The 13,875-nt window shown below is 69.3% G+C and carries 11 protein-coding genes; 2 read left to right on the forward strand and 9 right to left on the reverse strand.

The features are described 5' to 3' along the window. Positions 1-14: 14 nt before the first annotated feature. The 9 genes from ACZ5WE_RS25265 to ACZ5WE_RS25305 form a co-directional block, all read right to left on the reverse strand. Positions 15-2,639: a glycoside hydrolase family 3 protein gene (locus ACZ5WE_RS25265; RefSeq protein WP_467692688.1), complete on the reverse strand. Its 2,625-nt coding sequence runs from the start codon at positions 2,637-2,639 to the stop codon at positions 15-17. A gap of 41 nt (positions 2,640-2,680) precedes the next feature. Then, the gene (locus ACZ5WE_RS25270) at positions 2,681-4,315 is read right to left on the reverse strand and encodes a PIG-L family deacetylase (protein WP_467692686.1); all 1,635 of its coding nucleotides are present in this window, start codon (positions 4,313-4,315) and stop codon (positions 2,681-2,683) included. After that, on the reverse strand, positions 4,209-5,471 hold the full coding sequence (locus ACZ5WE_RS25275; RefSeq protein WP_467692684.1) for a sugar efflux transporter: 1,263 nt from the start codon (positions 5,469-5,471) through the stop codon (positions 4,209-4,211). Before ACZ5WE_RS25275 ends, ACZ5WE_RS25270 begins: the two co-directional genes overlap by 107 nt. A 50-nt stretch (positions 5,472-5,521) precedes the next feature. Beyond that, positions 5,522-7,075: an FAD-dependent oxidoreductase gene (locus ACZ5WE_RS25280; RefSeq protein ID WP_467692682.1), complete on the reverse strand. Its 1,554-nt coding sequence runs from the start codon at positions 7,073-7,075 to the stop codon at positions 5,522-5,524. Continuing rightward, positions 7,060-7,524, reverse strand: a complete 465-nt coding sequence (locus tag ACZ5WE_RS25285; protein ID WP_467692681.1) for a PIG-L deacetylase family protein — start codon at positions 7,522-7,524, stop codon at positions 7,060-7,062. The genes ACZ5WE_RS25280 and ACZ5WE_RS25285 overlap by 16 nt, the downstream gene beginning before the upstream one ends. Continuing rightward, positions 7,521-8,423 carry a glycosyltransferase gene (locus ACZ5WE_RS25290; protein ID WP_467692679.1) on the reverse strand — a complete coding sequence of 301 codons (903 nt, stop codon included), beginning with the start codon at positions 8,421-8,423 and terminating at the stop codon, positions 7,521-7,523. The genes ACZ5WE_RS25285 and ACZ5WE_RS25290 overlap by 4 nt, the downstream gene beginning before the upstream one ends. A gap of 50 nt (positions 8,424-8,473) precedes the next feature. Beyond that, positions 8,474-9,622 (reverse strand): radical SAM protein, encoded by a 1,149-nt coding sequence (locus ACZ5WE_RS25295; RefSeq protein ID WP_467692677.1) that lies wholly within the window; start codon positions 9,620-9,622, stop codon positions 8,474-8,476. A 112-nt stretch (positions 9,623-9,734) separates the two neighbouring features. Next, positions 9,735-11,057, reverse strand: coding sequence for an aminotransferase family protein (locus tag ACZ5WE_RS25300; RefSeq protein ID WP_467692675.1), 1,323 nt, complete (start codon positions 11,055-11,057; stop codon positions 9,735-9,737). A gap of 47 nt (positions 11,058-11,104) precedes the next feature. Then, a complete protein-coding gene (locus ACZ5WE_RS25305; protein ID WP_467692673.1) occupies positions 11,105-12,256 on the reverse strand; it encodes a glycosyltransferase family 2 protein in 1,152 nt (383 codons plus the stop codon). Between the two features lie 139 nt (positions 12,257-12,395). Here ACZ5WE_RS25305 and ACZ5WE_RS25310 point away from each other — a divergent pair, with 139 nt between their 5' ends. Beyond that, on the forward strand, positions 12,396-13,250 hold the full coding sequence (locus tag ACZ5WE_RS25310) for a glycosyltransferase family 2 protein (RefSeq protein WP_467692671.1): 855 nt from the start codon (positions 12,396-12,398) through the stop codon (positions 13,248-13,250). A 136-nt stretch (positions 13,251-13,386) separates the two neighbouring features. After that, a complete protein-coding gene (locus ACZ5WE_RS25315) occupies positions 13,387-13,782 on the forward strand; it encodes a peptidase inhibitor family I36 protein (protein ID WP_467692669.1) in 396 nt (131 codons plus the stop codon). The last annotated feature ends 93 nt before the right edge of the window (positions 13,783-13,875 follow it).

Raw genomic sequence — 13,875 nt, forward strand, 5'->3', positions numbered from 1 at the left:
TGCGTGCGGACGCGTCAGGCCAGGGCGGGAGTCACGATGCGCGGCACCTGCGCAGCGAGACCATCGCCCGGTCGCGGAGCCCCGTCCGGGCGCCAGCGGACGCGAGCAAGGTCCAGGCGGGCCGTACCTTCGGTGTAGAGCATGAACGGCACGTCCACATGACGCAGCTCGCAGCCGACGTCCTCCAACACGCGCAGCGGGATCTCGACCCTGGCCCACTGCCGCTGCTCCGCGTCGGCCAGCAGCGAGGTGAGGTTCAGCGCGGGCTGGCCGGGAAAGTCGTCGTGGCAGGCCAGGTAGAACGGGTGCGTGGGCCGCTCGAGGACCCGGACGTCGAACTCCATGACGCCGTTTTCCCCATATCCGCGCAGATCGGACGGGGCGCCCGAGGTGGCATGCGCGTAGACGAAGGCTGGGTAGTCGCGCCCCTTGAACCACAGGGCGAGCGCGTCGGGTCGGTCGGGGTCCCCGAGCGGTTGGCTGCGTACGACGAGCGAGTCTGCGGGGTGCTCGAAGGAGACGTACGGTCGCGACCAGGTGTTGTGCCCGCCCACCCGGAAGCGGAAGGCCTCCCGCCCCGCGCCGAGTACCTCCAGGGGGCCGGCGGCCACGGGCACCGGCGTGCGGTCCTCGAAGGTGTCCAGGGGCAGTGGTTCGGGCGGGGAGGCGGGGCCTTGGTAAAGGCGCAGCCCGTGGCCGTAGGGGAACAGGGGTGCGTGCTCGCCCTCGGGGGCCTGCTCCTCAGCGGGGACTTGGTACGCCGGGATGTGCGCGGGAATGCGGTTGACGGCGTACGAACGGGGGGTGCGTGGCCAGGAAAACCCGAGCTGCCCCTGAAAGTCGTGGTGTTCACCGCCCGTGGGAGACGCGAAGAGCAGGTCGGTGATGCCCCCGCCCTCCGAGCCCGGCAGCCACGCGGCGACGAAGGCGTCGGAGAGGTTGATCTCCTCGGTGACGTACAGCGGGCGTCCGGAGAGGAAGACGGTCACCACGGTGACCCCCGCGGCGCGGAGCCTGCGCAGGATCTCCAGGTCGCGGGCGTAGGCACTCTTGAGGCGCGCATAGGCCAGAGTGCCCCAGGGTTTGAGTGTGCCGCGCATCTCGGCGTAGGAGTCCTCCCCCATCACCACCACCGCCACGTCGTGCTGAGCAGGGTCGGCGGCCCTCAACTCCACGTCGACGGTGCACCGGTGCTCCCCGACGACCTCCCGGACCGCGTCGGCCACGGTCACCGCTCCCGGGATGTCATCCTTGGTCAGGTCATGTCCCTGCCAGCTCAGTGTCCAGCCGCCGACCTGCTTACGGATGTCGTCGGCTCCGCTGCCGGTGACCAGGACCCTCGCATCGCGCGACAGGGGCAGCGTGCCGGTGTCGTGCTTGAGCAGGACGAGGGACTTGCGCACCGCCTCGCGCGCCAGGGCCCGATGCTCGGTGCACCCGAGCACCCGGTGCCCGCCGGTCACCAGGGACCTGGCCCGTGGCCCCGGCTTGTGCCACAGGCCCGCCCGCATCTTCAGACGCAGCATGCGCCGCGCCGCGTCGTCCACCCGTTGCTGGGGGAGACGCCCGGCCCGGACGTGTTCGACGGTGGTGCGGTGCACGGACTGCCAGGCCTCGCGCCCGGCGATCATCAGGACGTCGATGCCGGCGCTGATGGCGTACAGGGCGTCGCCCGGCGTGCAGCCGGCGACCTCCGCGTGGGCGTCCCAATCGCTGATCACGACGCCGTCGAAGCCCATCTTGTCCTTGAGGACGTCGGTGATCAGATAGCGGCTGCCGTGCAACTTGTGGTTGTAGGGCGGGTCCTCGTGCGGGGCGTGATCATAGTTGGCCGGGTGCTCCCAACTGCTGAAGGAGACCATGACGGACTGGGCACCGGCCGCCAGGCCCGAGAAGTAGCCCGGGGCATGGATGTTGCGCAGCAGGTCCTGCGTGCACCGCGCGGCCCCCCGGTCGCGTCCCTCTACGGTGGCGCCGTCGGCCACCCAGTGTTTGACGCAGGCCACCACCCGGGTGTCGCCCTTGAGTTCGTCGGCGGCGCCCTGCAGTCCGCGGACCATGGCGGCGGCGTACGCGTGGACGACCTCCGGGTCTTCCGCGTACCCCTCGTAGTGGCGGCCCCAGCGCACGTCACGCGGCACCGCCACGGTGGGGGCGAACGTCCAGTCCATGCCCGTGGCGGCGATCTCCCGGGCGGTGGCCGAACCGATCCGTTCGACCAGGCCAGGATCACGGGCAGCGCCGAGCCCGATGTTGTGGGGGAAGACGGTGGCGCCGTAGGCGTTGTTGTGGCCGTGCACCGCGTCGGTGGCCCACAGGAACGGGACCCGTACCGGCCGCCCCTCGTACGCGCTCTCGGCCGCCTCCCCGAGTGCCGCCACCGTCTCCACCCAGTCCTGGGCAGTGGCACGGCGGTTGCCGCCCGGCCAGATCCCCGCGCCGTTGAGCGCCGAACCGATCTTGTAGGCGCGGATGTCCTCCGGGGTGATCTCGGCCAGCTCCGGCTGGATCATCTGACCGACCTTCTCCTCGAGGGTGAGCCGGTCGAGGATGTCCTCGACGCTCCGCTCGATCTCGGGGTCGGCGGGTATGGCGGAGACGATCGCCGGCCAGTCCGGCTGGTAGGTCAGTGCATCCATCGGCTTCTCCTGTGAGCGCCGTGCTGGGGACGGTGGTCGGGTCAGTGATCGGCGGCGTCGGCGGTCTCGGCGACCCAGAACTGCTCGATGTCGCGGTCGCAGACGCGGGCCACGAACTCCGGGGGGACGACGGGGCGTTGCTGGCCCGGCGCGTAGAGCGAGACCTGGGTGCGGTGTTCCTGGAGCGCGGCCAGCTTGGTCGGGAGCTGAGGTGCGATGTCCCGGGTCAGCAGGCGCTCGGCGACGTCGTCGGCGTCCTTGGGGGTGTCCCGATTGGTGAAGACGAACTCGGCCTCGGTCTGCTCGTCCCACACCACGTACTTGTAGAGCTTCGGGGTCATGCCGAGGGCCCGCAGGGCGTCCACGACGACCTCGCCGGTGAGCCGGTGGTCGGAGTGTCGCTCCAGGCGGTTGTGGGGCAGGTAGACCTCGTCGACCTCTCGGTGCTCGGCGAGCAGTTTGAGGACGGCGGTACGGAAGTCGGGTATGGAGTCGGCCAGGCGGGTGTCGGTGAAGCGCAGGAACCGCAGTGCCTGAGGACCGACGCCGAGCACCCCGGCCGCGGCCTCGGCCTCGCCCTCGCGGATCGCCACCAGTTCCCCGGGCGTGGGATCCGCGTCGATGCCGAGAACCGCCTCGTGCGAGCGTGAGCCGTCGGTGACGTAGACGAGGCCGATCCGGGCACCCTGTGCGGCCTTGCGGGCGATGGTTCCGCCGCAGGCGATGACGTCGTCGTCAGGGTGCGGCGAGAAGACCAGAACCTGCGGTGGCCGCGCGGCGGGGGTGGTGAGGTGGTCGGCGCACAGCGGCAGCCCCTCCTCGCTCACCAGCCTGTTGATGGTGAAGAAGTGGTGGTGAGGGACGAGCCGGGTGATCGGGGTGTCGTACTTCTGGGCGAAGTAGCGGTAGTTGGCTGCCGCGGAGCGCATGTTGTCGTCGTAGCTCTTGGGGTGCGGGACATGGATGGCCGCCGCCGTTCGGCTGAGTGTGACCCGAGCTCCGGCCCTGTGCAGCCGGTACCCGAGGTCGATGTCCTCCGCACCCCAGCTGCGATAGGCCTCGTCAAATCCACCCAGCGCGCGCAGCTGTTCGGTGCGGGCGGAGACATTGCAGGTCCACCACAACAGCCAGGGAGCCGGCAGGCCGGCGAAGTCGTCGCCGTGCTCGGCATAGAACTCCTCGCGAATGTCGAGCCATTGGCCTCGCTCTGCGAGTTCGGCCATGGTGGAGTCCGGTTCGGCATAGTCGATGGACCGCTCGATGACGGCGCCGTCCTCGTTGTTCTCGTTGAAGCAGTAGACGTATCCCAGGACGGCGGCCGGTCCCTGTGTGCTGTCGTGGCTGTCGAGGTGGGCTGCGAGGGCTCCGGAGTGCAGGATCACCCCGGCGTCGACAAAGACGCACACGGGCGCCGCGGCCTGCCGTATGCCCAGATTGCGGGCAGCGGCGACGCGGTACCCCTGGTCCTCCTGAAACAAGTGACGCACCCGCAAGCGGCCTTGGAAGGCAGCGACTTCCTCGGCAGTGCCGTCGGTCGACCCGTCATCGGCGACGAGGACCTCGAAGCGCTCATTCGGCAGACTCTGCCTTGCCAGCGACTCCAGTGTCAGCCTCAGCAGACTCCGGCGGTTGTAGGTCGGAACGATCACGCTGCACAGCGGCGTGGACGGTGTCATGGCCCCTCCCGAGGGCGAGCAGCAGGGTGGCGGCGGCTGAGAGCAGCGCGCACACCCAGAAGATGTTGGTGAATCCCGCCCACTGGGTGACAACGCCCGTGGTGGCACCGCCGAGCAGGCCGCCGGTGTTGAACGACGCTGTGTACAGGGACGATGCCGAGCCGACCTGGTGGGACATGGCGTTCTGAAGGATGGTCACTGGAATGCTCAGCAGGACCGCGGTCCACAAGGCATTGGGGACCTGCAGCAGCAGCACGGCCATTTTGGAGTGGGCCAGCGGCAGGGCGCAGAAGAAGAGCGTGGCGCAGACCGCGGCCCAGGTGACCAGGCGCCACTTGCCGAACCGGTCGGCCCGGGAGCCGAGGTACATGATGATCGGCACCTCGAGCGCCGCGGACAGTCCGAGCACCAGGCCGGTGAAGCCCGCGTCGAAGCCGAGGTCACGGGTGATGAAGAGTGCGATGTCGATCTGGTAGGCGCTGTTGACCGTCATCAACAGGACGATGGAGGCGAGCAGCAGCCAGATGTGCCGCCCAACGCCGGCGAACGGGCTGCCGGTGCGGGCGGCGGCCTTGGCCTGCGTCCTGGCGAGGTTCGGCAGCAACCACAGGCACAGGCATCCGGACGCCAGATAGAACGAGCCGGCCGTGAAGTACAGCACGCCGAACCCGTGGGCAGCGATGAGCATGAAGCCCAGGGGCGGGCCGACGATCCAGGTCAGTGAGGTGACGGCCCGCAGTACCGAGTTGAAGAACGTGGGGTTCATCTTCCGGTGCTCAGCGAAGTCACGTGTGTAGGCGAGGAGTTGGGAGAAGCAGGCGCTTCCGAGACCGAAGAGGACGGCTCCGATGCCGAGCAGGAGGAAGTAGTCGCGCAGCAGCATGTATCCGAAGGCGCCGGCCGCCGACAGGAAAGCGCACAGGGCGAGCAGCAGACGACGGTTGCCGATCCGGTCGGAGAACGCACCCAGGGTGAGCCCTGCGCAGATGTCGAGCACGCCGCGCGACGCGGCGAACAGACCGATCATCAGCGGAGTGGCACCGATCTCGTCGGCGAGGAACAGGCTGGTGGAGGTGCTCATCATCGCACCTGCGACCCCGATCAGGGCGGTGGCGCCGACCAGGCCGCTCAGGGGTCCGTCCGACAGCACGGACACGGCCGCCGAGCGTGCCGGTCGAAGGGCCCGGGCACCAGGAGAAGGGGCGTTCACGATGCGCCCTCCGGTGATGCGGCGCGGGCACGATAGGGCAGCCAGGGTGCGATGCGCCGCCCGGGGGGCACCTGCCGGGCCCCGGCCTCGTCGGCCTCGGTGATGTGCCCCTCCACCAGCAGACGGGCCCGGTCCTCCTGGGGCAGTGCCGCAAGGACGCGCCGGCGCAGCTCCAGGGGGTCGAAAAGGGCTTGGTCGTAGGCGGCCGGCTCGAAGTCGGTTCGTCCCGGGCGCAGATGGCCCGGGTCGACCTGGCTGGAGACCAGGGACCAGTACGCGTCGAAGCGCCGCGCGGGGTCGGGCACGGTGCCGGCGAGAAGGCCGATCCGAATGGTCTCCAGCCAGCAGTCGTAGTAGCGCCGGTCGTGCAGCCGGTTCATGTGGGCATCGCACCACGCCGTCCTGGCCTCCTTGTCGGGCAGCCGGAAGCGGCCGGTGATGACACGCAGGGCCCAGCCGGCGATGGCCTCGAAATAGGGACAGGCTGTGCCGAACGCCTCCGTGTCGACCGGGGTGTTGATGACGGTGAGAGTCGGGTCGTCGCGGTGGAAGAAGTGCTCGTACAGGTCCTCGCGGCGCAGGTCGGGCAGGAAGCTGTAGTCGGGCAGCCCGTAGCCGAGGCAGAGAACAACGGAGTCGTAGCGCTCCTTCGCCCCGTCGGCCAGGACCACCCGTCCGTCGGCAAGGAACCGGTCGAAGGCAGGGCGCACGCCGACCACGCCCCGGTGGACCGCCGGGATGATGCGGTCGTTGATGTGGACGGCCCCGTGAAAGCCGTCGTCGGGCAGCAGCCCGGTGGCCCGGTAGAGGGCGAAGTAGTCGGGCAGCAGGTGCTCGAGCCACTTCAGATAGTCCTGGTAGGGCAGCTCTTCCACGGCAACGCGACCGACGTAGGACAAGAGCGCGTCGTTGAGGACGCCGTCGCAGTCGCGCGGCAGGAACAGTGCCCGCCGGCGCACCGACCACTGCACCTCGACACCGTCGGCGCCCAGTTCGGCGGCGATGTCCGCGCCGCTGACCCCGCCGCCCACGACGAGCACCCGCTGCCCGGTGAACTCCCCCGGCTCGCGGTATTCCTTGGCGGTCAGCACCCGTACTCCGCTGGAGGCGGGCGGCACGAACGACGGACGACGCGACTCCCACAGCTCGCCGCTGGCCACCATGACCGCATCGAACTGCTCGGTCCCGGCGCCCGCCTGCGAGCGGGCGGTCACTCGCCAGGCCCCATCCTGTTTCACCACCTTGGTGACGGTATGACCGAAGCGCGCTACACCGCTCACGCCGAAGGATTGGGCGTAGTCGCTCAGATAGGCGTGCATCTGGTCGAGGGTGAGGAAGTCGTCGGGGCAGCTGGAGGGGAAGTCGGAGAAGGGGAAGCTCATCCGGGAGCTCTGCAGCCGCACGCTGCGGTACGCGCCGCCCGATGCGGGGTTCCAGATCCCGCCGACGGCGTCAGTGCGTTCGTAGAGCACGACCTCGTGCCCGTCAGCCAACGCCTGTTTGGCACTGGTCAGTCCGGCCGGTCCCGCTCCGATCACGGCGATACGCATGACCACTCCCCGTGGTTCGTCCGGTAGGTGTGCAGCCGCGGGGCGAGCCCGAGTTGGTCCAGGCAGGCCCGTACGCACGCTGCGGTGAGGTGGTGGTCGGCGCCGCTGTCGCCCTGGCGGGGCAGGTGTACGTCGGCGGGGCGGACAGAGCGCAGTATGTCGGCCACCTCGTGGTGCAGGGCGGCTCGATGGGCACCGAGGCCGGTACCGGGCAGTCCCAAGAACCGAACGGCGAGAGCAGTGCCGGGCTGGGCCATCGTGTGGTCGGGAGCGGGTAGGCCGGTGGCGAAGACGACACACACCGGGGAGTCCCGGCACGCGGCACGGGCGAGCCCCTCGCCATACGCGAGGACAGCCTGATCCGGGTGCGGTGCGAAGACCAGTACGTCGCCGATGGAACGGGCCGCCTGCCGGCACTGTGCCATCCACATGCCGAGCACCGGGCTCATCCCGCCGCCCCCGTGCGCTCCGTCGGAGCGGTCCGGTCCTCGGAACAGGAGAGTAGTTGGCGGTCCCGGATCTCCTGCTCGACCAGAAAGATGTCTGTGTCCGGCACGAGGTGGGCGACGGGGGTGTCGTATTTGGCGGCGAAATAGCGGTGGTTGGCGTCGGCGCTGCGCATGTCTTCCTTGGCGTGCGGGTAGTGGACTCCGATCGCCTCCCGGTTCAGCTGGAACCGGGCCCCGGCCCGGTGCAGCCGGTAGGCGAGGTCGATGTCCTCGCCGCCCCAGGTGGTGTACGCCTCGTCGAACAGGCCGACCTGCCGGATCTGCTGCGTGTCGGCGGAGACGTTGCAGGTCCAAAACATCAGCCAGGGCGCGGCCAGGCGCCACAGCTGTTCGCCGTAGCGGTTGTAGTACCAGTCTCTGCCGTCAGTCCACTGCCCCTCCTGTGCGAAGGTCGCGACAGTGCTGTCCAGGTTGTCGACATCGATGCCCCGGGCGAGGTCTCCACGGTCCTGGTTGAAGCCGTAGATGTAGCCGATCACGGCGGCAGGGCCCTGCGTCGCCTCGTGGACGGCGCAGTGCGCGGCCAGTGCGCCGGAGTGCAGAAGCACTCCGGAGTCGACGAAGACGCTGACCGGTCCGCGGGCGTGGAGCACCCCGGTGTTGCGGGCTTTGGCGACCCGGAACCCCTTGTCCTCCTGGAAGAAGTACCGCAGGTCGAGCCGGTCGTGGTAGGTGGCCACCAGCTGCTCGGTCCGGTCCGAGGATCCGTCATCCACCACGAGGACCTCGTAGGCGTCTCGGGGAAGGGACTGCCGGACGAGGCAGTCGAGGGTGTGCCGGAGCAGGTTCTCCCGGTTGTACGTCGGCACGATCACGGAGCAGCGCGGTGAGGAGGTCATGGTTCCTGCCTTCGGGGGGTGGGCGCCGGGTCCAGGCGGGCGGGCCGCGGTCAGATGAAGGGGTCGAAGTCGTCGACCAGTTGCGGGGCCCCAACGCGGTCCGGCAGATCGGCCACCGCGAGGTTGGTGGCGTGGCGCGCGCACATGAACCTGCAGTCCCGGCTCGGGTCGATCACGGTGGTGTCGGCTGCGGCCCAGATCTCGGCGAAGGAGGACTGGGAGATGTCACCGATACGCGCACGGTCGTTTCCCCGGTGGTAGGGGCAGATGTAGACCCCGGTGGGGGTCACCGTCGTGCGCAGCTCGGCGACGTGACAGCGGTGGTAGTCCTTCTCCTGCACCGGCTCGGCGCCCGCCCGTACGGTCTCCCAGTTGGAGGAGCCCAGCAAGTGGAAACCGGAGTCCTCCAGTTCGCGCAGTCGGCTCAGCTGTTCCTCGACCAGGGCGATGTCCTCGGCACGCTGATTGACCGTGAAGTGGTCGTCGTCGAGCATCGCCTTCAACTCGAAGTAGTCGCAGCCGATTTCGCGCGCGAGCCGACCAGCCTCGTAGACCTCGTGGTAGTTGGACTCGGTGACCCGGCCCTGGTCGTCGAAGCGCTGCATGAGCAGGAACGAGTAGCCGACGCGACCAGCGCTTCGCTCGGCGAGCCGCCTTATGTTTTCGATCACCACAGGGAAGAGATTCCGGCCGCCGCGACCCGGACGGAAGCGGGGGTAGGTGGCCTCGGTAGCGGCGTCCACCGAGACGCGGACCCAGGAAACCGTCTGAGCGAGACGCTCAAGGTGGCGGCCTATCTGCGTGCCGTTGGTGACCAGGCCGATCTGGATGCCGGCCGCGTGCAGCACTTCCAGGACCCGGTCGATGGAGCGGTGCAGCAGAGGCTCGCCGCCGCCGATCAGGATGACCGCGCGGACCTCCGAGTCGACCAGCTCCTCGGCGAGTTCGACGATGCGGTCGCGGCCGATCTGCCCGTTGTTCAGGACGTTGGCGCTGATGCACTCGGGGCAAGCCAGATCGCACACCGTGGTGGGATCGAGATCGACCACCAGGGGCGAGGACAACCGATTGCCGTGCGCGACGTCGAGTACGGACGGGTGGATGGAGCGCTGGTAGATCTTTCCCACCAGGTCGAGGTTGCGATGGACGTGCTCCGTCCCCAGGGGGGCCTGCAGCACCGGCGCGGGTGTGGTGGACATGGAGTTCGTCTCCTCTACGCGGGCAACACCTGGGACGATCGAATATTGCCAGACAGGACAACCTTTTGGCAATGTTTTGACAGCGCTCGGCAAGCATCTGGGGCGTGGCGGATCAGCCCACGACGTCGGCCACCGCCTCTTCCAGACGCGTGGCCATCAGGTCGATGCCCTCGGTGTCGACCGTCAGCGGGGGCGCGATCAGGACGGAATTGCCGTGGGGACCCTGGCGGCGCAGCAACAGCCCTCGCCTCTCGGCCCGTTCCAGGACCTGTTCGGCCAGGGCGCCGGAGGCCATCTCGACGATGACGGCAAGGCCGATTCCCCGCACGTCGGTCACCTCGTCGGCCGCGGCCAGCGGTGCCAGACGGGCGCGCAACCGGTCGCCGTGGTAATCGGCGCGGACGACCAGGTTCTCGTCCTCCAGGACATCAAGCGTGGCCAGGGCGGCGGCACACCCCACCGCGTGGCCGGAGTTGGTGTGCCCGTAGCGGATGCCGCCGATGACCGGGTCCCGGCCGAAGCTCTCGTAGATGCGCTGCTGGACCGTCACCGCGGCGAGCGGAACGTAGCCGCTGGTCATGCCCTTGCTGGTGATGAGGATGTCGGGTTCGACATCCTCGCGCTGACAGAGGAACATCCGGCCGCTGCGGCCGTAGGCGGTGAAGACCTCGTCGAGGACGAGGAGCGTACCGGCCGCGTCGCAGCGCTCGCGCAGCGCGCGCAGGAAACCCGACGGCAGGACCACGCCACCGCCGACGTTGAGGAAAGGCTCGACCACTACGGCGGCCGGCACGTCGGCCGCATCGTCGCCGATGGCCCGGTCGAAGGCTTCCATCAAGAGCGGGAGCGCCTCGGGCGTGCGGATCTCGCGCGGCGTCAGCGGCAGTTCCACACGGGTCACGGGCAACGGCGAACGGAAGGGGTGGGCGACGCGCGGCAGAGCGGACAGGTCGCGGCTGAGCAAGGTCGCGCCGTGGTAGCCGAGGGCGAAGGTGACCATGCGCGAGCGGGGAGCACCGAGGTGAGTCCAGTAGTCGGTGGCTATCAGCATCGCCGCGTCGAAGCCCTCGGAACCGCTGTTGACGAACAGCGTCCGCGACAGGCCCGACGGCAGGTAGGAGGCGAGGCGTTCGGCCAGCAGCCCGGCAGGCTCGTGGCTGCCTCGGGAAAGGTCGAAGTGATGCAGCCGACCGAGTTGGCGCACGATGGCCTCAATCACCCGGGGGTGGGCGTAGCCGCAGACGGCACTCAGCGCCGAACTGGTGCCGTCGAGGTATTCCTTGCCCGCAGCGTCCCAGACCCGATAGCCCTTGCCGTGGGTGAGCATGAGCTCGGAACGGTCGGCCTTCAGAGGCGTCCAGGTATGCCAGAGGTGGCGGCGGTCTCTCTCGCGCGCCACGTCAGTGATCTCGAGCATGCCGCTTTCGGTGTCCATGCTTGCCTGCCTCCGCTGAGTCGTCGTGTCGGTGGACGGATGGGATGTCACACGGGCGTCATGACCCGGCGCGCAACGCGCCTCGCCTCGCGCAGCACCGTCTGCCGGAACGGCTCGCCGAGCCCCAGGGCTGCCGGCAGCAGCCTGCACTGGGCAACGCTCCGGTCGTCGAGCGGCAGTGCGAGTCCGACCAGCGGCAGTACTCGGTCCGGGGCATTGCCGTCGAAGAGTTGGGCGTGCTCGGCCTCGCGCGGCCGCCCCCGCCCGTCGAGCGGAACGCCCACGAGGAGGGTGTCGGTGCCGTCGACGGCGCCGCGGGCGACCCCCAGTGAGCTCCCGGCCCCGCCGACCGCCGCGGAGACCTCGCGGCGAGCCGCCTCGTAACGGAGATTGGCGTCCCAGCAGTCGTAGGCGCGGTAGAGCTCGACGTCGAGGACGGGCCACTTGGCGAGGAAGTAGTCCTTGTTGGTCTCGAAGGAGCGGAAGTTCGATGCCACGTCGCGGGCGTGCGGCAGATGCAGCCCATAGACATCCTGTCCGCGAACGATCTTCGTGCCCGAGGCGGCGATGCGGTACCCCCACTCCTGGTCCTCGCCGCCCCAGCCCCGGAAGTTCTCGTCGAAGAACAGGCCGTGACGGCGCACGGTCGAGGTGGGCAGGGCCAGGAAACCGGTCCATACGAGGGTCCAGGGCAGTACGACCGGGTCGAAGCGCCAGCGCTTGTCCTCGCGCAGGCCGGGGGTTGCGTCCAGCTCGGCCAGCAGTTCGGCGTGGCGTGTGTGCTCGGCGAAGTCGCCGTCGACAGTGTCGGTACGGCCGTCGTGGCCGACGAGCTGGCCCAGGACGCAGGCGTCCTGCCCGTCTGCGAAGTAACGGCCGTGGAGCGACTCCAGACAGCGGGGCGGCAGGGCCACGTCGGCGTCAAGGAGGACGACGATCTCGCCACGGACCTGACGCAGGGCCATGTTCCGGGCCCTGCTGCGACTCCACTCGGCGTCGGACATCACCGTGACCACGTTCAGGCGTCCGGAGAACTCCCGGCACAGAGCGAGGTACTCATCGGCGTACTCCATCGCACCGACGACCACTTCGAGCCGCGTACCGGGGATTGTCTGCGCGGCGAGCGAGGACAGTGCGATCCGCAGGTTGCGCAGCCGCTGCTTGTAAGGGATGACGACGCTGAACGTCACTTCGCCCATCTGGTCCGCTCCTTGTCCGGCGACCGAGTTCGGTTACCTTCCCCGCAGTATTGCCAAAGATTGCCTCACGTGGCAATAGTTGTCATCACGGCAAGGCGGTCAGCTCCGGCCCCGGCCGGCTCCCGGAAAGGACAGCGTTATGCCCCAGGACTCCATCGGCGTCGTCACGGTGACGCGCGGGCGGCCGCACATACTGCGCCGCGCGATGATCTCCGTCTACCGGCAGGACCACACAGGGCCCTTGGAGCACGTGGTCGTCGTGGACGACGATCACGAGACGGCCGCCGTCGCCGCCGCGGCGGCGACCCGGCCGGGACTGCGAGTCGCCGTCCATGACATTCCGCGTCCGTCCGCCGAGATGAACGAGCCGCCCGGCGACCGGCGCCGGGTCTACCCGCGGCTGTCCCGGCTCTTCAACGCCGGTGTGCGCGCCTCGTCCGCCGAGTGGATCGCCTTCCTCGACGACGACAACGAGTACGAGCCCAATCACCTCAGCAGCCTGCTGAGGACCGCCGAAGAGCATGCCGTGGACGTGGCGCACTCGGGCCGCACCATGTGGCTCCCGGACGGCCACCCCTACCTCGACGAGCGCTGGCATACCGTCGACGACCCCGCGGAGTCGGCCCGGATCTACCAGGTGATGCGCGACAAGGGGGTGCGCGTGCACGGCACCAACATCCTGCTCGACCGGGCCGATCGCCCACGTCCGGGCGCGCGCTTCAGGACGAGCAGCGTGCTGCGGGCCGAGGACCCGGTGGCACTCGTCGACCAGAGCGTATGGCTGATACGCCGCGAGGTGCTGCTGCGGCTGCCGATCCCGGAGACCTTCACCGAGGAGGAGCACGCCGCCAACACCGCACCGGACGACAAGCTCCTCAAGACCCTTCTGGACAACGGAGTCCCGCTCGTCCCCACCGGCCTGCCCACGGTCCGCTACTCCCTGGGCGGCGTCTCCAACAGCCACCTCCGCGGCCCCCTGGCGCAAAGTTCCTGACGCCCCCTCATACGTCCGTGGCGAAGGCCATTCCCCTCCCCCCTTCGCCGCGGACAGCACCTCCCTGCAGGTATCTGTACGGCCCCACGCGCACCATCCACCCCACTCAGCAACACCCCTACGAGAGGTATATGCCATGTACGGATCACGAGCTGCCCGTCGTTCCCCGCGTCGCGTCCTGCGGTCGCTGGCCGCCCTCCCCTTGGCCGGCGCCCTCGTGTGGGGGGCCGGATCGGCGCAAGCCGGCGCCGCTCCGGCCGCCGGGGACTGCTCCTTCACCGGCACCCTGTGCCTCTTCGAGAACGCCCAGTACGGCGGCGAGCGGTTCACCGTGAACCCCCTGGACCCGGCGTCCTCCGCCTGCGTCGACCTCGTGGAGCACGGCTGGGCCGAGCGCGCGCACTCGGCGGTCAACACCAGCAGCCAGAACGCCGTGCTCTACACCGGTACCGACTGCACCGGCACGGCGCTGAGCGTCTCCGGTGACGTGCCCTCGTTCGACTTCGCCGCGCGGAGCGTGCTTGTCCGCTGAGGTCGGACGAAAGAAGGTGGCGGGGGGCCGACGGGGCGGCGCCCCCCTCCTTTTTGTCTGTTCGCCCCACGCGAAGTGGGGGTTGTGCACCAA

The organism is Streptomyces sp. NPDC033180 (assembly GCF_055577645.1).